Annotated in this window: 13 protein-coding genes; 12 read left to right on the top strand and 1 reads right to left on the bottom strand. The window is 70.5% G+C overall.

The window, feature by feature from the left end; translation table 11 throughout:
- The first annotated feature begins 7 nt into the window (after window positions 1-7).
- From AC1DYN_RS01315 to alaC, 4 genes are all read left to right on the top strand, one after another.
- Entirely contained in the window at window positions 8-1600 is a 1593-nt protein-coding gene (locus tag AC1DYN_RS01315; RefSeq protein WP_477957282.1) for a M48 family metalloprotease, read from the top strand.
- Window positions 1601-1646: 46 nt separating this feature from the next.
- Window positions 1647-7505, top strand: coding sequence for an alpha-2-macroglobulin family protein (locus AC1DYN_RS01310; protein ID WP_477957281.1), 5859 nt, complete (start codon window positions 1647-1649; stop codon window positions 7503-7505).
- Window positions 7502-9616, top strand: a complete 2115-nt coding sequence (pbpC, locus tag AC1DYN_RS01305) for a penicillin-binding protein 1C (RefSeq protein WP_477957280.1) — start codon at window positions 7502-7504, stop codon at window positions 9614-9616. The genes AC1DYN_RS01310 and pbpC overlap by 4 nt, the downstream gene beginning before the upstream one ends.
- 96 nt (window positions 9617-9712) lie before the next feature.
- Window positions 9713-10927, top strand: a complete 1215-nt coding sequence (gene alaC, locus AC1DYN_RS01300) for an alanine transaminase (protein ID WP_477957279.1) — start codon at window positions 9713-9715, stop codon at window positions 10925-10927.
- Here alaC and AC1DYN_RS01295 read toward each other — a convergent pair.
- Window positions 10917-11267, bottom strand: coding sequence for a phage holin family protein (locus AC1DYN_RS01295; protein WP_477957278.1), 351 nt, complete (start codon window positions 11265-11267; stop codon window positions 10917-10919). The genes alaC and AC1DYN_RS01295 overlap by 11 nt on opposite strands.
- Before the next feature lie 272 nt (window positions 11268-11539).
- On the opposite strand from AC1DYN_RS01295, the gene AC1DYN_RS01290 reads away from it, so the two are divergent.
- The 8 genes from AC1DYN_RS01290 (at window position 11540) to AC1DYN_RS01255 (ending at window position 20682) form a co-directional block, all read left to right on the top strand.
- Complete coding sequence (locus tag AC1DYN_RS01290; RefSeq protein WP_477957277.1) at window positions 11540-14698, top strand: S8 family peptidase; 3159 nt, start codon at window positions 11540-11542, stop codon at window positions 14696-14698.
- 185 nt (window positions 14699-14883) lie between these two features.
- Window positions 14884-15591, top strand: a complete 708-nt coding sequence (locus AC1DYN_RS01285) for an energy transducer TonB (protein WP_477957276.1) — start codon at window positions 14884-14886, stop codon at window positions 15589-15591.
- Between the two features lies 1 nt (window position 15592).
- Window positions 15593-16339 carry a MotA/TolQ/ExbB proton channel family protein gene (locus AC1DYN_RS01280; protein ID WP_477957275.1) on the top strand — a complete coding sequence of 249 codons (747 nt, stop codon included), beginning with the start codon at window positions 15593-15595 and terminating at the stop codon, window positions 16337-16339.
- A 10-nt stretch (window positions 16340-16349) separates the two neighbouring features.
- Window positions 16350-16778, top strand: a complete 429-nt coding sequence (locus AC1DYN_RS01275) for an ExbD/TolR family protein (RefSeq protein ID WP_477957274.1) — start codon at window positions 16350-16352, stop codon at window positions 16776-16778.
- Window positions 16775-16939 (top strand): hypothetical protein, encoded by a 165-nt coding sequence (locus AC1DYN_RS01270; protein WP_477957273.1) that lies wholly within the window; start codon window positions 16775-16777, stop codon window positions 16937-16939. The genes AC1DYN_RS01275 and AC1DYN_RS01270 overlap by 4 nt, the downstream gene beginning before the upstream one ends.
- 115 nt (window positions 16940-17054) lie before the next feature.
- Entirely contained in the window at window positions 17055-19370 is a 2316-nt protein-coding gene (locus AC1DYN_RS01265; protein ID WP_477957272.1) for a catecholate siderophore receptor Fiu, read from the top strand.
- 2 nt (window positions 19371-19372) lie between these two features.
- The gene (locus AC1DYN_RS01260; protein ID WP_477957271.1) at window positions 19373-20053 is read left to right on the top strand and encodes a Fe2+-dependent dioxygenase; all 681 of its coding nucleotides are present in this window, start codon (window positions 19373-19375) and stop codon (window positions 20051-20053) included.
- A complete protein-coding gene (locus AC1DYN_RS01255) occupies window positions 20053-20682 on the top strand; it encodes a PepSY-associated TM helix domain-containing protein (RefSeq protein ID WP_477957270.1) in 630 nt (209 codons plus the stop codon). The genes AC1DYN_RS01260 and AC1DYN_RS01255 overlap by 1 nt, the downstream gene beginning before the upstream one ends.
- The last annotated feature ends 8 nt before the right edge of the window (window positions 20683-20690 follow it).

The following is a 20690-nucleotide window of genomic DNA, read 5'->3' as shown; positions in this document are numbered from 1 at the left end:
CTTCCGGATGACCCGCTTCAACCCCAGATCCCGCCCGTCCGTCGCCGCCCGCTTCACCGCCACGCTCTGCGCGCTGGCCGTGCTGGGCAGCGCCGCGTGGATGCCGGCGTACGCGCAGGCCAACCTGCCGGCCCTCGGCGACTCCGTGTCCGACGACCTGAGCGTCGGCACCGAACGCAAGCTGGGCGACCAGATCATGCGATCGATCCGCCAGGACCCGGACTACCTCGACGACCCGGTGCTGCTCGAGTACCTGCAGTCGATCTGGCAGCCGCTGGTCGCCGCCGCCCGCGCCCAGGGCAACATCGGCGCCGAGACCGACCAGCGCTTCGCATGGGAACCGTTCCTGGTGCGCGACAAGACCGTCAACGCCTTCGCGCTGCCGGGCGGCTTCGTCGGCGTGCACCTCGGGCTGATCGCGATGACGGCCACGCGCGACGAGCTGGCCTCGGTGCTCGCGCACGAAATGACACACGTGACGCAGCGCCACATCGCGCGCGGCATGGTCAACAGCCGGCGCCAGTCGCTGCTCGGGCTGGCCGGCATGATCCTCGGCGTGCTGGCGGCCACCCGCAGCAACCGCACCGACGGCGCCAACGCGATCTTCACCGGCGCGCAGGCGGCCTCGGTGCAGGGCCAGCTGAACTTCTCGCGCGACATGGAGCGCGAGGCCGATCGCATCGGCTTCGGCGTGCTCACCGGTGCCGGTTTCGCGCCCGGCGGCATGGCCGCGATGTTCGAGAAGCTCGACCAGGCCTCGCACCTCAACGACAGCGGCGGCTTCCCCTACCTGCGCACCCACCCGATCACCACCGAGCGCATCGGCGATGCGCGCCAGCGCCTGGGCACCGCCGCGCCGGTGCCGCCGGTCAGCGTGCTGGCCCACGTCGCGGCGCAGGCGCGGGCGCGCGTGATGATGGATCCGCGCACCGACGCGCTGCGCCGCGCGCAGTCGCAGGACAGCGTGGCGCCGAACGCCGGCGTCGCCGAGCGGCTGAACTCCGCCTACGCCAGCGCGCTGGCCTCGACCATGCTGCGCGACTGGGCGCGCGCCGATGCGGCCCTGCAGGTCGCGCTCGGCCTGGTGCGCGGCAGCCCGCGCAGCGATGCCGCGGCCGAACGCGAGGTCGTGATGCTGCAGGCCCAGTCGCTGGCCGAACGCGGCGACGGCCCGCGCGCCGCGCAGGTGCTCAAGCCCTACCTCGAGGCCGGCAGCCCGCCGTCGCGCGCGGTGCTGCTGCTGCAGGCGCAGGTCGCGCTGGCATCGCCGAAGGCCGATCCGACGGTCAAGCGCAGCGCCGACGACCTGCAGACCTGGACCACGCTGCACCCGGCCGACGCGCTGGCCTGGCAGCAGCTCAGCCGCACCTGGGAGCAGCTGGGCGAGCGCTTGCGCTCGCTGCGCGCCGACGCCGAGGCGCACTACGCGGTCGGCGACCTCACCGGCGCGGTCGACCGTTTGCGCGCCGGCCAGCGCCTGGCGCGCACGCCGGGCGGCAAGGTCGACTTCATCGACGCGTCCATCATCGACGCGCGGCTGCGCGACCTCGAGGTGCAGCGCCGCCGGCAGATGGAAGAGGATCGTCGACAGGAAGGTTGACCGTCCCGCCGTCGCTTATCCTCCCGGCACTTCAGGAGGAGACGGCATGCCACGATTCATCGCCCGGGCCATCGGTGCCGCCACGTTCGCGCTGTGGCTGGCGCCGACGCAGGCCGCCACGGTGGCAGCGGTCAGCCCGCAGGGCGAAGTCGCGCAGGTGCGGCAGGTCACCGTGAAGTTCTCCGAGGCCGTGGTGCCGTTCGGCGACCTGCGGCTGCCGGACCCGTTCAACGTCGCGTGCGAAGGGCCGGTGCGTGCCGGCTCGGGCCGCTGGGCCAACGACCGCGTGTGGCTGTACGACTTCCGCGAGGCGCTGCCGCCCGGCACGCGCTGCACGCTGAAGGCGCGCGCCGACTGGAAGCCGCTGAACGGTGCGCTCACCGGCAGCACCGACTACGCGTTCAGCACCGGCGGCCCGGCCGTCGTGTCGACGCTGCCGTACGCCGGCAACCAGGTCGAGGAAGACCAGCACTTCCTGCTGCAGCTCAGCGGCCCGGCGGTCGAGGCGAGCGTCGCCGCCAACGCGCATTGCGAGGTCGAAGGCGTCGGCGAACGCATGCCGGTGCGCATCGTCGGCGGCGCCATCCGCGACGAGATGATCAAGGCGCGCCAGCTCGAGAAGCAGGCCGAGCGCATCGTCGTGCTGGCCTGCCAGCGCCCGCTGCCGCCCGACAGCGCGCTGCGCCTGGTGTGGGGCGCCGGCATCGCGGCGCAGGTCAACCCGAAGGTCGTCACGCGCACCGAGCAGCGCCWGAACTACCGCGTGCGCAAGGCCTTCACCGCCGAGTTCAGCTGCGAGCGCGAGCGTGCCGAGGCGCCGTGCCTGCCGATCCGCCCGCTGACGCTGCGCTTTTCGTCGCCGCTGCCGCGCGAGCTCGCCGCCGCCATCCGCCTGAAGCCCGCCGACGGCAAGGCGCTGGCGCCCGAGTTCGATGCCGACGACAAGGCGACCGAGGTCGACAGCCTGCGCTTCCCGACGCCGCTGCCCGAGCGCATGTCCTTCGGCATCGAGCTGCCGCGCGAGCTGAAGGACGTGTCGGGCCGCACGCTGGCCAATGCCGCGAGCTTCCCGCTGAAGGTGGCGACCGGCGACGCGCCGCCGATCGCCAAGTTCGCCGCCGCGCCGTTCGGCGTCATCGAGCTGAACGCCGACGCGATGCTGCCGGTCACGCTGCGCCACGTGCAGGGCGACCTGCGCACGGCCGCCGGCGGCGGAGCGGTGCGCATCAAGACGCTGCGCTCGGATGCCGACATGCTGCAGTGGTATGCCCGCGTCGCGCGCTACCACGAGAGCCGCCTCACCGCGAAGGAGGCCGGGCTGCCGGCCGCGCAGCACTATGAGGTCGAGCGCGTCACCGACGCCAAGGGCCGCAGCAAGGAGGTGCGGCGCGAGCGCGTGGTCGAGACCCGCGAGCTGTCGCTGCTGAACGCCGCCGCCGACGTCAAGCGCATGGACCTGCCGCAGCTGAACGGCGGCGACCCGCGCCCGTTCGAGGTGGTCGGCATTCCGATTGCCGACCCCGGCTACCACGTGGTCGAGATCGAGTCGCGCCGGCTCGGCGAGGCCTTGCTCGACAAGAAGGCGCCGATGTACGTGCGCGCCGGCGTGCTGGTCACCAACCTCGGCGTGCACTTCAAGCTCGGGCGCGAGAACAGCCTGGTGTGGGTCACGACGCTGGACCGCGGCAAGCCGGTGCCCGATGCCGACGTCGCCGTCAACGACTGCCGCGGCCAGCGGCTGTGGTCCGGCACGACCGATGCGAACGGGTTGGCGCGCGTCGCGCAGGCGCTGGCCATGCGCGGCGGCGAGTGCCCGGCCGATGCCGGCTACTTCGTCACCGCGCGCAAGCCCACGCCCAAGGGCCTGACCGACACCGCCTTCGTCTTCAGCAGCTGGCAGAAGGGCATCGAGACCTGGCGCTTCAACTTCCCGACCAGCAACGACCCGCAGCCCGACATGCAGGCGCACACCGTGTTCGACCGCACGCTGCTGCGCGCGGGCGAGACGGTGTCGATGAAGCACTTCATGCGGCGCGAGACCAGTGCCGGCCTGGCCGCACTGCCGGCCGACCGCTTGCCGACGCGGCTGAAGATCGTCCACCAGGGCAGCGGCCAGGAGGTCACGCTGCCGCTCAGCTGGAACGGCGCACGCAATGCCGTCTCGAGCTGGAACATCCCGCCGGCCGCCAAGCTGGGCGTCTACGACGTGCTGCTGGAGCGTGAAGGCGCGGCCGCCGGCGACCCGCGCGCCAGCTGGACCAGCGGCAGCTTCCGCGTCGAGGAGTTCCGGCTGCCGCTGGTCGATGCGCGCGTCAGCGGGCCGAAGGAGGTGGCGGTGGCGCCGAAGGAGCTGCCGATCGCGGTGCAGTTGAACTACTTCTCGGGCGGCGGCATGGCGCAGGCGCCGGCGCGGCTGACCGCGCTGCTGCGCAACCGCAGCAGCGGCTTCGCCGGCTACGACGAGTTCAGCTTCGAGCCGCCGCGCGACCCGAAGCAGGCCGAGCGCAGTGATGATGACGAGGGCGTGGCCGGCAATGGCGGCGCCCGCGTCGTCGCCGACAAGCTCGCGCTGACGACCGACCGCGACGGCGCCGCCAACCTGGCGGTGAAGGACCTGCCGGCGATCAAGCGCCCGAGCGAGCTGGTCGCCGAGGTGACCTTCAACGACCCGAACGGCGAGGTGCAGACCGCATCGGCCACCGTCGCGCTGTGGCCGAGCGCCGTCGTGCTGGGGCTGAAGACCGGCTCGTGGGCGAGCGCGCGCGGCAAGGTCAAGTTCCAGGTGCTGGCGCTGGACACCGCCGGCAAGCCGCTGAAGGGCCAGGCCGTCGAGGTGCGCGGCCGCCTGTCGCAGGTGATCAGCACGCGCAAGCGCATGGTCGGCGGCTTCTATGCCTACGACAACCGCACCGAGGTGAAGGAGCTGGGGCCGGTGTGCAGCGGCAGCACCGACGACCGCGGCCTGCTGTTGTGCGATGCGGCGCTCGAGAACGCCGGCCAGGTCGAGCTGATCGCACAGGCCAAGGACAAGGCCGGCAACCTCGCCGAGTCGGCCACCAGCGTCTGGGTCACGAAGCAGGGCGAGCTGTGGTTCGCGCAGGACAACGACGACCGCATCGACGTGCTGCCCGAGAAGAAGAGCTACAACCCCGGCGAGACCGCGCGGCTGCAGGTGCGCATGCCGTTCCGCGAGGCGACGGCGCTGGTCAGCGTCGAGCGCGAGGGCGTGATCGCGACGCAGGTGCTGACGCTGCGCGGCGACGACCCGACGGTCGAGCTGAAGATCGACAAGGCCTGGGGCCCGAACGTCTATGTCAACGTGCTGGTGCTGCGTGGGCGCATCCGCGAGGTGCCGTGGTATTCGTTCTTCACCTGGGGCTGGAAGGAACCGCTGAACTGGGTGCGCTCGTTCTGGTACGAGGGCCGCGAATACCAGGCGCCGACCGCGATGGTCGACCTGTCGAAGCCGGCCTTCAAGCTCGGCATCGCGGCGCTGAAGGTGGGCCTGTCCGAGCACCAGCTGCAAGTCAGCGTGACGGCCGACAAGCCGCAGTACGCGGTGCGCCAGACCGCCAAGGCGCGCATCAAGGTGGTCCACGACGGCAAGCCGCTGGCCAACACCGAGGTCGCCTTCGCCGCGGTCGACGAGGGGCTGCTGGCACTGCGCGCCAACGACTCCTGGGACCTGCTGGGCGCGATGCTGCAGCCGCGCGCGCTGGGCGTGGAGACCAGCACCGGGCAGAGCGAGATCATCGGCCGGCGCCACTACGGCCGCAAGGCGGTGGCGGCCGGCGGCGGCGGCGGCAAGAACGCGACGCGCGAGCTGTTCGACACCCTGCTGGTCTGGAAGGCGCAGGTGGCGCTGGATGCGAACGGCGAGGCGGTGGTCGACGTGCCGCTGAACGATTCGCTGACCAGTTTCCGGCTTGTCGCGATCGCCGATGCCGGGCTGCAGCAGTTCGGCACCGGCAGCACCAGCATCCGCGTCACGCAGGACCTGCAGGTGCTGTCCGGCCTGCCACCGCTGGTGCGCGACGGCGACCAGTTCAGCGCGATGCTGACGCTGCGCAACACCACCACGCACGAGATGAAGGTGCGGGCGACGCTGGCCGGCAGCGCGAACGGCGGCGGCGAACGCGGGGCGGACATCGTGCGCACGCCGATCGAGCTGGCGCCGCAGGAGGTGGTGCTGCCGGCCGGGGGCGCGAAGGAGCTGGTGTGGCCGGTCAGCGTGCCGGCCGACGTCTTCAGCATCGCGTGGGAAGCCGGTGCGCAGGAGCTGGCCGGCGACAAGGCGCAGGACAAGCTGAAAGTCACGCAGTTGGTCAGCGCTGCGGTGCCGGTGCGCGTGCTGCAGGCCACGCTGTCGCAGCTCGATGGCCCGTTCACGCTGCCGGTGGCGGCGCCGGCCGATGCGCTGCCGCAGGCGGGTGCCAAGCGCGGCGGCCTGAACGTCGGCGTGCAGCCGAAGCTGAGCGGCGCGCTGCCCGGCATCCGGCGCTTCTTCGAGACCTATCCGTTCATCTGCCTGGAGCAGAAGACCTCGAAGTCGGTCGGGCTGAAGGACGCGAAGCTGTGGGCCGGCGTCGCGAACGCGCTGCCGACCTACCTCGACAGCGACGGGCTGGCCAGCTACTTCCCGCCGCGCGCCGAAGACGGGCCGCATGGCAGCGACCGGCTGACGGCCTATGTGCTGGCGGCCACGCACGAGGCCGGTTTCGAGCTGCCGCCGGCCGCGCGCGACAGCATGCTGGACGGCCTGGGCGCCTTCGTCGAAGGCCGCATCGAGCGCAAGTTCTGGTCGCCGCGCGCCGACCTGGACGTGCGCAAGCTCGCCGCGGTCGAGGCGCTGTCGCGCTACGGCCGTGCGCAGCCGAAGATGCTGGGTTCGATCAACCTGACGCCGAACCAGTGGCCGACCGCCGCGGTCATCGACTGGCTGAACATCCTGCGCCGCGTGCCGGGCGTGCCCGAACAAGCGAAGCGGCTGGAGGAGGCGCAGCAGATCCTGCGCAGCCGGCTGACCTATGCCGGCACGACGCTGCGCTTCAGCAACGAGGGCGACGACTTCTGGTGGTGGCTGATGGACAGCGCCGACGCGAACGCGGCGCGGCTGATCCTGGCGGTGCTCGACGACCCGGCCTGGCGCGACGACCTTCCGCGCATGGTGGTCGGCAGCCTGGGCCGGCAGCGCGGCGGCGCGTGGCTGACGACGACGGCCAACTTGTGGGGCTCGCTGGCGCTGGACAAGTTCTCGGCGAAGTTCGAGTCGGCCAAGGTGGCCGGCAGGACGGTCGCGAACACCGGCGGCGCGCCGTTGGCGATCGACTGGAGCAAGTCGGCCGACGGCGGCGTCGTGAACCTGCCGTGGCCCGACAAGCCCGGCACGCTGGGCGTCGTGCAGGAAGGCAGCGGCAAGCCGTGGCTGACGGTGCAAAGCCTGGCGGCCATCCCGCTGAAGGAACCGATCCGCGCCGGCTACAGCCTGGTGCGCACGGTGACGGCGGTCGAGCAGAAGGACAAGGCGGACAAGACGAAATGGTCGCGCGGCGACGTGCTGCGCGTGCGGATCGAGGTGGAGGCACAGTCGGACATGACCTGGGTCGTCGTCAGCGACCCGGTGCCGGGCGGTGCGACGCTGCTCGGCTCGGGCCTCGGCCGCGACAGCGCGGTCGCGACGCAGGGCGAGAAGCGCAGCGGCAGCTGGCCGGTCTACGAGGAACGCAGCTTCGAGGCCTTCCGCAGCTACTACGACCACCTGCCGCGCGGCAAGCACGTCATCGAGTACACCGTGCGCCTGAACAACCCGGGGCGCTTCGCGCTGCCGCCGACGCGGGTCGAGGCGATGTATGCGCCCGAGAGCTTCGGCGAGTTGCCGAACGCCTTGATCGAGGTCGCGCCGTGAGATGGCACGCCTGCACCGCTGCGCTGCTGCTTGCAGCGGGCGCGGCGCAGGCGCTGCCGACCTTCAACGAGGTGAAGGCGGCGTACAAGCCGTCCGACGTCACGCTGCTGGCGCGCGACGGCACGCCGCTGCAGACGGTGCGCGTCGACAAGAGCGCGCGCCGGCTGGCCTGGGTCCCGCTGCAGGACATCTCGCCGGCGCTGCTGCAGGCCATCGTGCTCAGCGAGGACCGCCGCTTCCACGAGCACAGCGGCGTCGACTGGGGCGCGGTCGCGAAGAGCGCCTGGGCCAACTTGTGGAACACGCGCACGCGCGGCGCGTCGACACTGACGATGCAGCTGGCCGGCCTGCTCGACGACGACCTGGCGCGGCCGGCCGGCGGGCGCAGCGTGGCGCAGAAGCTCGGCCAGGCCGTCACCGCGACGCGGCTGGATGCGCGCTGGAAGAAGAGCGAGATCCTCGAGGCCTACCTGAACCGGGTCGCGTTTCGCGGCGAGGTGGTCGGCATCGACGCGCTGTCGCAGACCTTGTTCGGCAAGCACGCCAGCGGGCTGGACGTCGACGAGGCCGCGATCGCCGCGGCGCTGCTGCGCGGGCCGAACGCGGCCCCGGCGGTGGTGGCCCAGCGCGCCTGCGGCGTGCTGCAACTGCAGAAGCTCGATTGCAAGGGCGTCACCGCACTGGCGCAGACCGCGCTGATGCGCCAGGGCGGCATGCCGCTGGGCGAGCAGCTCGCGCCGCACTTCGCGCGCCAGGTGGTGCTGGGCGACAAGCCGACGCAAGCCACGACGCTCGATGCGCGGCTGCAGCGCTTCGCGGTGACCACGCTGCAGCGGCAACTGGCCGAGCTGTCGGGGCGCAATGTCGAGGACGGCGCGGTGGTGGTGCTCGACAACGCGAGCGGCGAGGTGCGCGCATGGGTCGGCTCCAGCGGCGGCCTGTCGGATGCGGCCCAGGTCGACGGCGTGCTGGCGCGGCGCCAGCCGGGCTCGACGCTGAAGCCCTTCGTCTACGAGCTGGCCTTCGAGCGCCGGCTGATCACGCCGGCCAGCCTGCTCGACGATTCGCCGGCGCAGCTGGCCACCGGCAACGGCCTGTACCTGCCGCAGAACTACGACCATGCGTTCAAGGGCTGGGTCAGCGCGCGCACCGCGCTGGGTGCCAGCCTGAACGTGCCGGCGGTGCGGGTCGGCGCGATGCTGGGGCCGGACGCGCTGGTGGCGCGGCTCAATGCGCTGGGCCTCGCGCTGCCCGAGAGCGGCGGCTACTACGGGCATGCGCTGGCGCTGGGCAGCGCCGACGTGACGTTGCTGGCGCTGACGAATGCGTACCGCGCGCTGGCCAACGGCGGGATGTTCACGCCGCCGGCGCTGCGCGGCCCGGCGCCCGCACCGAAGCGCGTGGCCGACGCGGCGGCGACCTGGCTCGTCGCCGACATCCTGGCCGACAACGCGGCGAGGGCGCGCACCTTCGGCCTGGACAGCAGCCTGGTGACGAAGGGCTTTGCGGCGGTGAAGACCGGCACCAGCAAGGACATGCGCGACAACTGGTGCGTCGGTTTCACCGACCGCTACACCGTCGGCGTGTGGGTGGGCAACGCGAGCGGCGAGGCGATGCACGACGTGAGCGGCGTCAGCGGCGCCGCGCCGGTGTGGCAGGCGCTGGTGCGCTTCCTGCACGACGGCACGCCGTCGAAGCGCACCGCCCCGCCGGCCGGCGTGGTGTCGGCCGCGATCCGCTTCGACGACCAGCGCGAGGCGGCGCGCGACGAGTTCTTCGTCGCCGGCACCGAGCAGCCGCGCTGGAGCGCCGGCGCGCAGGTGYGCGGCACGCAGCGCTTCGGCATCGCGAGCCCGCGCGACGGCAGCATCTTCGCGATCGACCCCGACATGCCGCCGGCCGCGCAGCGCATCGTGCTGGAAGGCGAGGGCGGCACCTGGTGGATGGACGGCAAGCGGCTGGGGCAGGGCGAGCGGCTGCACTGGGCGCCGTGGCCGGGGCGGCACGAGCTGAAGCTGACGGGACAGGACGGCGCGCTGCTGCAGGCGGTGAAGTTCGAGGTGCGCGGCGCCGGCGTCCGGCCGGCCGGCAAGCCCGCCCGTCCGCGCTGACCTCGGCTACCATCCGCGCCGGGCCGCGCCGGGCCGCGCCTCATGCGCGGCTCACGTCGCTCGGACGGTTCCGGGCGCTCACGTGAAAGTCATTCCATGTCCTCTCCCGCAGGCCAGCGCCGCTTCGCGCGCATCGACCGCCTTCCCCCCTACGTCTTCAACATCACCGCCGAGCTGCGCGCCGCCGCGCGCCGGCGCGGCGAAGACATCATCGACATGAGCATGGGCAACCCCGACGGGGCCACGCCGCCGCACATCGTCGCCAAGCTCGCCGAGGTGGCGCAGCGGCCGGACACGCACGGCTACTCCACCTCGAAAGGCATCCCGCGCCTGCGCCGCGCGATCTCGCACTGGTATCGCGACCGCTACGGCGTCGAGATCGACCCGGACACCGAGGCCATCGCGACCATCGGCTCCAAGGAAGGCCTGTCGCACCTGATGCTCGCGACGCTGGACCGCGGCGACACCGTGCTGGTGCCCGACCCGAGCTATCCGATCCACATCTACGGCGCGGTGATCGCCGGCGCCGACATCCGCTCGGTGCCGCTGGTCCCCGGCGTCGACTTCTTCGCCGAGCTGGAGCGCGCGATCCGCGGCAGCTACCCGAAGCCGAAGATGATGGTGCTCGGCTTCCCGAGCAACCCGACGGCGCAGTGCGTCGAGCTGGATTTCTTCGAGCGCGTGGTGGCGCTGGCGCGCAAGCACGACATCTTCGTCGTGCACGACCTGGCCTATGCCGACATCGTGTTCGACGGCTGGAAGGCGCCGTCGATCATGCAGGTGCCGGGCGCGAAGGAAGTGGCGGTCGAGTTCTTCACGCTGTCCAAGAGCTACAACATGGCCGGCTGGCGCATCGGCTTCATGGTCGGCAACCGCGACCTGGTGGCCGCCCTGGCACGCATCAAGGCCTACCACGACTACGGCACCTTCACGCCGCTGCAGGTGGCCGCGATCGCCGCGCTCGAGGGCGACCAGCAGTGCGTGAAGGACATCGCCGCGCAGTACCAGCGCCGGCGCGACGTGCTGGTGAAGGGGCTGCACGAGGCCGGCTGGCCGGTCGAGACGCCCAAGGCCTCGATGTACATCTGGGCGCGCATCCCGGAACCGTACCGCGCGCTCGGCTCGCTGGAGTTTGCCAAGCAGCTGCTGGCCCAGGCCAAGGTGTCGGTGTCGCCCGGCATCGGCTTCGGCGACCATGGGGACGACCACGTGCGCTTCGCGCTGATCGAGAACGAGGCGCGCATCCGGCAGGCGGTGCGCGGGATCAAGGCGATGCTGAAGGCGCCGCGCGCGGCGGCGGTCAGTTCTTGAACAGCGCCTCGAGTGCGGTGTCGATCACGACGCCGCACAGGCTGTAGATCAGCGATCCGATCAAGGCCGCGAAGAAGCCGGCCACCGCCAGGCCGCTGAGCAGCTGCGCCGCGAAATAGAACATCAGCGCGTTGATCACGAACAGGAACAGCCCGAGCGTGAGGACCGTCACCGGCAGCGTCAGCAGCACCAGCAGCGGGCGCAGCAGCGCGTTCAGCAGGCCGAGCACCAGCGCAGCCAGCAGCGCCGAGCCGAAGCTGCTGACGCTGACGCCGGGGTAGAAGTGGGCCAGCAGCAACAGCGAGGCGGCGAGCAGGAACCAACGGGCCAGGGTCTTCATGCAGCGAGCATACCCGCCCGATCGGAGAGTGCGCGACAACTGCGCTCGCGACCGTGCGGGGCGAGGTCCGACGACCCAGGGTTTTCCGGTCCCCCTAGGGATAGGGGGCACGCTTTGTCACGGCTTGACACGGCGAGGACACGCCGCCGAGCATGCGTTCTCCCATCAACCTCACGCACGGCGCCGGGCACGCACCCGTCTCCGGCGCCGTCCCGGTCCAGCTGGAAGCAGTCGGACGGATCGGGTTGGACGTGCCCCACAAGGAGTGTCTCGTGTCTATCCGAATTTCCTGGAAAGCCGGGCTGGCAGTCACTGCCGCGCTCGTCCTCGCTGCCTGCGGCGGCGGTGGCGGCGGCAGTACGCCCGACACCGCATCCGCCGACGATGCACCCCTCGCCGACGCGCCGACGCGCAGCGTGCAGCAGATTTCGCTGCCCGGCGGCAAGACCGACGTGCTCGACAGCCGCCTGGCCCGCCTGAGCGGCTCGGTCGACGTCTGGGTCACGCTGGACGACGCGCCGGTGGCCGCGATGGCCTCGCAGCTCGCGATCGCCGCGTCCACCAACGAACGTGCGCTCAGCGTCAAGACGCTGCGCGAAGCCCCGCAGGCCACGCGCGAAGCGCTGGCCTCGCACCGCAAGACCCTGCTGTCCCACCAGGACGCGCTGCAGGCGCGGCTGGCTGCCGTCGGCGCCAAGGAACTCGGCCGCGTGACCATGGCGCACAACGCCATCGCCGTCACGGTCGACGCGTCGAAGCTGAAGGCCATCGCGGCCATGCCCGGCGTCGCCAAGGTGCGCCGCGTCAACCACTACGAGATGAGCCTGTCCGAGACCGTGCCCTACATCGGCGCGACCGCCGCGCAGCAGGCCGGCTTCGACGGCACCGGCGTGCGCGTGGCCGTGCTCGATTCGGGCATCGACTACACGCACCGCAACCTCGGCGGCGACGGCACGCCCGAGGCCTACCTGAAGGCCTACGGCACCGACCCGAGCGACCCGCGCAACACCACGGTCGACCCGAGCGTCTACCCGACCGACAAGGTGATCGGCGGCTTCGACTTCGTCGGCGACACGTGGCCCAACGGGCCGCGCACCGAAGACCCGAACCCGATCGACTTCCAGGGCCACGGCACGCACGTCGCCGACATCATCGCCGGCAAGAGCAAGGATGGCACGCACAAGGGCGTCGCCCCGGGTGCCAAGCTGCTGGCCCTGCGCGTGTGCAGCGCGGTCGCGACCAGCTGCAACGGCGTGTCGATCCTGAAGGCCATCGACTGGGCCATCGACCCGAACGGCGACGGCGATCCGTCCGACGCGGTCGACGTGATGAACCTGTCGCTCGGCTCCGACTACGGCCAGGTGATGGACGACTCGACCGAAGCCATCTCGACCGCGGTCGACGCCGGCATCGTCGCGGTGCTTGCCGCCGGCAATGCCGCGAACAAGCCGTACATCGTCAGCTCGCCGTCGATCTCCCCGGGGGCCATCAGCGTCGCGCAGACGCAGGTGCCCAGCGCGGTCGCCTTCGGCCTGAAGATCAACTCGCCGGCCTCGATCGCCGGCGTCTACGGCAACACCGCCACGGTGGAATGGGCGCCGATCGGCGGCGGCTTCAGCGGCGACGTGGTCTACGTCGGCACGGCCTGCCCGGGACAGGCGCTGCTGGCCGACCCGGCCGGCAAGGTGGCGCTGATCGACCGCGGCACCTGCTCGGTGAGCCTGAAGGTGGATGCGGCCGGCACGGCCGGCGCGACCGGCGTGCTGCTCGGCCTGGTTGCCCCCGGCGACGCGGTGTCGTTCAGCAACGGCGGCGGCAGCAACTTCGTGCCGACGCTCGTGATCCAGCAATCGGCGGCCAACAAGATCAAGGCCAACATCGCGGCGCCGGTCAACGTGACGGTCAGCGACGGCACCAAGGTGCCGCTGATCGGCAGCATGGCCAGCACCTCGGCGCGCGGCCCGAGCATCAGCTTCCAGACCATCAAGCCCGAGATCGGCGCGCCCGGCGCGTCGGTGTCGGCGGTGGCCGGCAGCGCGACGGGCGAAGAGGCCTTTGGCGGCACCTCGGGTGCGACGCCGATGGTGGCGGGCTCTGCCGCGATCCTGATCGGCAAGTACCCGACGCGCACGCCGCTGCAGATCAAGTCGATGCTGATGAACAGCGCGATGAACGAGATCTACACCAACCCGGCGCTGCTGCCCGGCCGCCTGGCGCCCATCACGCGCATCGGCGCGGGCGAGGTGCGGGTCAACAAGGCGCTGGCGCTGAACGCGATCGCCTACGAGCCGACCTCGCTGTCCGCTGCGCTGTCCTTCGGCGCCCAGGAAGTCTCGGCTCCGGCCGAGTACGAGAAGAAGCTCGTCGTGCAGAACTTCGGCGACAAGGCGAAGACCTTCACGATCAAGAGCGCCTTCCGCTACGCCGATGACGAATCGAGCGGCGCGGTGTCGATCTCGGCGCCGAAGTCGGTGAAGGTGGCCGCCAAGGGCCGCGAGACGATCACCGTCAGGCTGCGCGTGAACCCTGCCAAGCTGCCCGAGTGGACGCTGGACGGCGGTGCGCAAGGCGGCAGCGGCGACCTGCTCGACGGGCCGGAGTACGACGGCTACTTCACGCTGACGGCCGGCACCGAGGTGCTGAGCGTGCCGTGGCACATCCTGCCGCGCAAGGCGGCGCAGGTGCTGGCGGTGGCCGCGGTGCGCCCGAACTGGCCGGGCGGCATCATCCTGATGGGCAACGTCGGTGCGGCCGACAGCGAGTTCGACATCTTCGCGCTGACCGGTACCAGCAAGAAGGCCGATCCGAGCGAGCAGCCGCAGCCGGGCGACAACTTCGCGTTGATCGACCTGCGGGCCATCGGGGTGCGCTACGTGGCGGGTGAAGACGCGCTGCAGTTCGCGCTCAGCACCTTCGGGCGCCGCGCGACGCCGAACTACCCGGCCGGCTTCGAGGTGGACATCGACACCAACCGCGACGGCGTGCCCGACTTCGCGGTCTTCAACGCGGAGCAGGGCGGGTTCGGCCTGACGGGCATCAACCTGATCAACGTGCAGAACCTGGCGACGGGGGTGACCAGCGCGTACTACTACGCGGATGCCGACCTGAACTCGGCCAACATGATCATGACGGTGCCGCTGGCAGCGTTGGGTCTGACGGCCGACCAGCAGTTCGACTTCACCGCGATCGGCTACGACAACTACTACACCGGCAACGTCACCGACGCGTTCGACAAGATGACCTTCACGCCGAGCAAGCCGCGCTACGCCGTCAACGGCGACAGCAGCGGCATCGTGCGCAGCCTGCGCATCCAGCGCGTGGACACGCTGACCCCGGTGGGCGGCGCGACGGCTTCGCCGTCGCAGACCGGCTTCCTGGTGATGCTGCGGCGCGAAGCCGGCACGGAAGCGCAGGTGATCGTCGCGAAGTGACGACCTGAGCTTTCCCTCACCCCTGACGGGCCGCCTTGTGCGGCCCGTTTTTCTTGGCAGCCCGGATGCCAATCCGGGGTGCATGTCCACGTTGTGATGCTTTAATAAGAATCGTTCTCGTTTGTGTTAAAGTTTTTTGCTGCTGTCTGACGTACCGCGTTCTTTCTCCCTTCCAACCCCCACCCATGGCTGCCGTGTCTCCTCCCGCAATGCCCGCCGCGTTGCCGCCGCTGAGCCGCCGGCCGGTGCGTGCCGATGGCCTCACGCTGGGCCAGCTGCGCGCCGTCGTGGCCGGCATCGTGGCCGTGCACCTGGGCGTGGGCTGGGGGCTGATGCAGGTGCCTGCGGTGCGCGATGCGGTGGCCAGCGCGGCGCCGATCTTCGTCGACCTGATCGCGCCGCCGGCGCCCCCCACGCCGCCGGCACCGCCGCCTCCGCCCTCGAAGCCGATCGCCAAGGTTCCGCCGCCGGCGCCGCTGATCACCGCTGCGCCGACGCCCGCACCGGCCGCGTTCGTCGCGCCCCCGCCCCCGGTCGAGCTGCCCCCGCCGCCCGCGCCGGTCGCCATCGAGGCCCCGCCCGCGCCCCCGGCACCGCCCGCCCCGCCGAAGCAGATCCCGGCCTCGGCCGTGAAGTACCTGAAGGCCGAGCCGCCCGAATACCCGCGCGCCTCCAAGCGCCTGAACGAGACCGGCCGCGTCACCGTGCGCGTCTACATCGACGAGGCCGGCGTGCCGCAATCGGTGCAGGTCAGCAAGTCGTCCGGCTTCGCGCGGCTCGACGACGCGGCCGTCGCCGCGGTGCAGAAATTCCGCTTCGAACCCTATACGGAGAACGGCCGCCCCACTGCGGGCTGGGCCTTGATCCCGCTGTCCTTTGACCTGGAGAAATGACGTGAACGCTGAAGCCGGTTTGGGATTCGGCCACTTCATCGCGCAAAGCGATGTGGTGGGCAAGACGCTGCTGGGCATCCTGGTGCTGATGTCGATCGCGTCGTGGGTGATCATCGCCATCAAGGGCTTGTCGCTGGTGACGCGGCGCCGCCACAGCCAGGCCTTCCTGAACTTCTTCTGGAACGCGACATCGCTGGAGTCCGTCGCCAACGAGATCGCCACGCACGGCGTGCACGACCCGTTCTCGCACCTCACCAGCCACGCGATGCATGCGCAGGCCCACCACGCCAGGTACGGCGCCGCCAAGCTCGAAGAGGCCGGCACCTCGGGCGAGTTCGTCACCCGCACCATCAAGAAGGTGCTGGACGAAGAGACCACGCGGCTGGAGAACGGCCTGGCGATGCTGGCCACCGTCGGCGCCACCGCGCCCTTCGTCGGCCTGTTCGGCACCGTCTGGGGCGTCTACCACGCGCTGGTCGCGATCGGCATGAGCGGCGCCGGCACGCTGGACAAGGTGGCCGGCCCGGTCGGCGAGGCGCTGATCATGACCGGCCTGGGCCTCGCCGTCGCGATCCCCGCGGTGATGGGCTACAACTGGCTGACGCGCGCCAACCGCGTGATGTCGTCCAAGCTCGACGCCTTTGCCTACGAGCTGCACACATTCGTGTCGATGGGCCAGCCGCTGGGCAACGAGGCCGCGCAGCCGGCCAACGTGCGCGCGCTGGCCGCCCGGCCGGCGGCCGCCTGAGGGGCGCGCGATGGCCTTCGCCAGCTTCGATTCCAAGCACGCCAGCGCGCCGATGGCGGAGATCAACATGGTCCCGCTGATCGACGTGATGCTGGTGCTGCTGGTGATCTTCATCATCACCGCGCCGCTGCTCACCAACGCGGTCAAGCTCGAGCTGCCCAAGGCCAGCTCGCAGGTCAACCAGCTGCCGCCCGACAAGGTCGAGTTCGCGATCGACGCGGCCGGCCTGCTGTACTGGAACGGCGAGGTCGTGACGCGTGCCGAGGCCGGCAAGCGCTTCGCCGCCGAAAGCGGCAAGCAGCCGCAGCCCGAGATCCACCTGCGCGCCGACCAGGCCGTCGCCTACCGCTACGTCGCGCAGACGCTGGCCGATGCGTCGAAGGCCGGGCTGACCAAGGTCGGCTTCGTCAGCGAGCCCGAGGCAGCGACACAACCATGAATGCCAACCTGCGCCTGTGGGGCTGGCCGGTCGCGCTGGCGCTGCTGAGCGCCGTCGGCCTGCTGTCCGCACTGGTCGGCGATGGCGCGTGGGATGCGCTGTCCTGGTTCGCGCTCGGGCTGCCGGTCGTCGTGGTCGCCTGGTACGCGCTGCGGCGCTGAACCGAGTTTCTCCATTGCAGCCGGCGCCGGTGACGGGCCGGCTGTCTTTTAACGAATCCGCCAGCCACGCGCCAGCCGAAACGCAGTCCCTGACAAAAATCTCGAGGAGTCTCCCTTGGCCCACATCAAGAGCCGCAAGCACGCGGCAACCATGACCTCTGCCGCGCTCAGCCTGATGGCGGCGGCCCTGCCGGCGGCGGCCCAGACGGCCGAAGCGCCGAAGAAGCCCGACGCATCGGCCGAAGTCACGTTGCCCGCGGTGAAGGTGACGGGCCAGAACGGCAGCGAGTTCAAGGCCGACAACCCGTCGAGCCCGAAGTTCACGCAGCCGCTGCTCGACACGCCGCAGACCATCACGGTGATCAAGAAGGAAGTGCTGCAGCAGCAGGTCGCCACCACGCTGGCCGAGGCGCTGCGCAACACCCCGGGCATCACGATGCAGCTGGGCGAGAACGGCAACACCTCGACCGGCGATTCGATCTTCCTGCGCGGTTTCGACACCAGTGGCAGCATCTTCGTCGACGGCATTCGCGACCTGGGCAACATCTCGCGCGACGTGTTCAACATCGAGCAGGTCGAGGTGATCAAGGGCCCGTCGGGCTCGGACAACGGCCGCGGCGCCTCGTCGGGCTACGTCAACCTGGTCTCCAAGTCGGCCGGCCGCGAGGCCTTCAACAACGGCACGCTGACGGTGGGAACGTCGAACCGCCTGCGCGCCACTGCCGACCTGAACCGGCCGCTCGACCTGTCCATCCCCGGCTCGGCCGTGCGCCTGAACGTGATGACCCAGGACTACGGCACGCCCGGCCGCGACGAGGTCAAGAGCAAGCGCTTCGGCTTCGCGCCCTCGGTCGCCTTCGGCCTGGGCACGCCGACGCGCGCCATCTTCAACTACCTCTACATCGACCAGAAGAACCGGCCCGATGGCGGTGTCTCCACCTACGGGCTCGACGGCTACATGTTCGGCACGTTGCCCACCGGCCCGGCGGTCGACTCGAAGAACTTCTACGGTTCGCTGGACGATTTCGACGACGTCACGCTGCACATGTTCACCGCGCGCATCGAGCATGACTTCGGCGGTGGCACCACGYTGCGCAACATCACGCGCCTGGGCCACACCGAGCAGGACTTCGTGCTGACCGGCGTCAACGGCGTCGCCGTCACGCAGGGCACGGGCCAGCTGACGGTGCAGCGCTCGCGCCAAGGCCGCCACCAGACGAACGAGATCCTGACCAACCAGACCAACCTGACGACCGAGTTCGCGACCGGTGCCGTCAAGCATTCGCTGTCCAGCGGCTTCGAGTTCATCTACGAGAAGCAGAACCAGGCCAATGCCCAGACGCTGACCGACGTCAGCCGCAGCGGCACGACGCTACCGACCTCGCCGCTGTCGCAACCGCGCGCCGACCTGTACAACCCGAGCACCGGCGACACCTTCCTGAGCCCGCCGTTCAAGGGCGGCTACACCAAGGGCGACACGCTGAGCGCGGCGGTCTACGCCTTCGACACGCTGACGCTGTCCGAGCGCTGGCTTCTGAATGGGGGGGTGCGCTGGGAGAAGTTCCACACCGAGACCAACAGCGCCACCTTCACCGCCGCGTCGAACACCGGCACCACGCCGGCCACGGCCGAGACCTTGGTGCAGAACCCGCAACTCGGCCTGACCGACAACCTGGTGAGCTGGAAGGTGGGCGCGCTGTTCAAGCCGACCCAGAACGGCAGCGTCTACCTGACGGTGTCCAACTCCTTCCAGCCGCCCGGCGGAAGCAACTTCTCGCTGAGCACCTCCACCACCAACCAGGCCAACCCGGGCATCAAGCCGCAGGAAGGCAGCAACATCGAACTCGGCACCAAGTGGGACCTGTTCGGCGGCAAGCTGGCGGCCACCGCAGCCATCTACCGCAGCGAGAACAAGAACGAACTGATCTCCGACGGCGCGGCGACCGGTGCAACCTTCACCCAGGTCGGAAAGCGCCGCGTCGACGGCATCGAACTGGGTCTGGTCGGGCAGGTCACGCCCCAGCTGGACCTGAGCCTGGGCCTGGCCGTGATGGATCCGAAGATCATCCGCGGCGTGCCCGGCGCCACCGGCAACGACGGCAACGTGATCGTCTACTCGCCCAAGAAAACCTTCAGCTCGTGGGCGGCCTACAAGCTGCTGGACAAGCTGACCGTGGCCGGCGGCGTGCGTTACGTCGACACGGTCGCTCGCAGCAGCAATGGCGGCGTGGTGACCAACCTGCTGAACACCAAATCGTATTGGGTGGCCGACAGCATGGTGTCCTATGACATCGACAAGAACATCTCCTTGCAGCTGAACGTCAACAACCTGTTCGACAAGGAGTACACCGCTTCGTTGAACAATGGCGGCTCCCGCTACAAGCCGGGCGAACCACGCAACGCCCTGCTGAGCGCCAACTTCAAGTACTGACCATGCTGCTCCACGTGCCCGGCGTGCTGACGCCGTCCCAGGTCGCCGAGATCCGCGAGGCCGTCGACGCGGCCGACTGGAACGACGGCCGCGAGACGGTCGGCCCGCAGGGTGCGCAGGTCAAGCGCAACCGCCAGCTGCCGGAGGCCGGGCCGCTGACGCAGCGCTGGGGCCCGGTCATCCTGCAGGCACTGGAAACGCATCCGCTGTTCGCGTCGGCCGCGCTGCCGCTGCGCTACGTGCCGCCCCTCTTCAACCGCTACGAGGGCGGCGAGCACTACGGACTGCACGTCGACGGCGCGGTGCGCGGCGTGCCCGGCACCAGCCTGCGGCTGCGCACCGACCTGTCGTGCACGCYGTTCCTCAGCGAGCCGCACGAGTACGACGGCGGCGAGCTGGAGGTGATGGACACCTACGGCGCGCACGAGATCAAGCTGCCGGCCGGCGACCTGATCCTCTACCCGTCGAGCAGCCTGCACCGCGTGATGCCGGTGACGCGCGGCGCCCGCGTCTGCTCCTTCCTCTGGGTGCAGAGCCTGGTGCGCGACGACATGCGGCGCGGCATGCTGTTCGAGCTCGACCAGGCCATCCAGCGCCTGCGCGAGCGGCATGGCGACAGCGCCGAGCTGGTCGCGCTGACCGGCCACTACCACAACCTGCTGCGCCAGTGGGCCGACACCTGATGGGGGCAGCGACTCCGGCACCGCAGCGCGCCTACTGGCTGAAGACGCTTCACCAGTGGCACTGGATCAGCTCGGCGCTGAGCCTGGTCGGGCTGCTGCTGTTCACCGTCACCGGCTTCACGCTGAACCACGCGTCGCAGATCGAAGCGAAACCGCAGGTGACGAAGAAGGCGGCCCAGCTGCCGCCGGAGCTGTTCAAGCTGATTCAGTCGGTGGGTGACAAGCGACCCGCCGCGCCGCTGCCTCCGGCGCTGGCCGATTGGGTCGAGGCGACGCTCGCGATCGAGGTCGCCGGCCGGCCGGCCGAGTGGTCGCCCGAAGAGGTCTACCTGCCGCTGCCGCGTCCCGGCGGCGATGCCTGGCTGCGCATTGCCCGCGAGGACGGCGCGCTGGAATACGAACGCACCGACCGCGGCTGGATCTCGTACCTGAACGACCTGCACAAGGGCCGCCACACCGGTACCGCGTGGGGCTGGTTCATCGACCTGTTCGCCGCGTCCTGCCTGGTGTTCTCGGTGACCGGCCTGTTCATCCTGAAGATGCATGCCGACAAGCGCCCGTCCACCTGGCCGGTGGTGGCCGGCGGGCTGGTGCTGCCGCTGCTGCTGGCGATCCTGTTCATTCATTGATTCCTCCG

This window comes from Rhizobacter sp. P2_D12, assembly GCF_056404395.1.
Note: the sequence above shows the minus strand (reverse complement) of the source record. Positions and strands in the feature narration are given on the sequence as shown.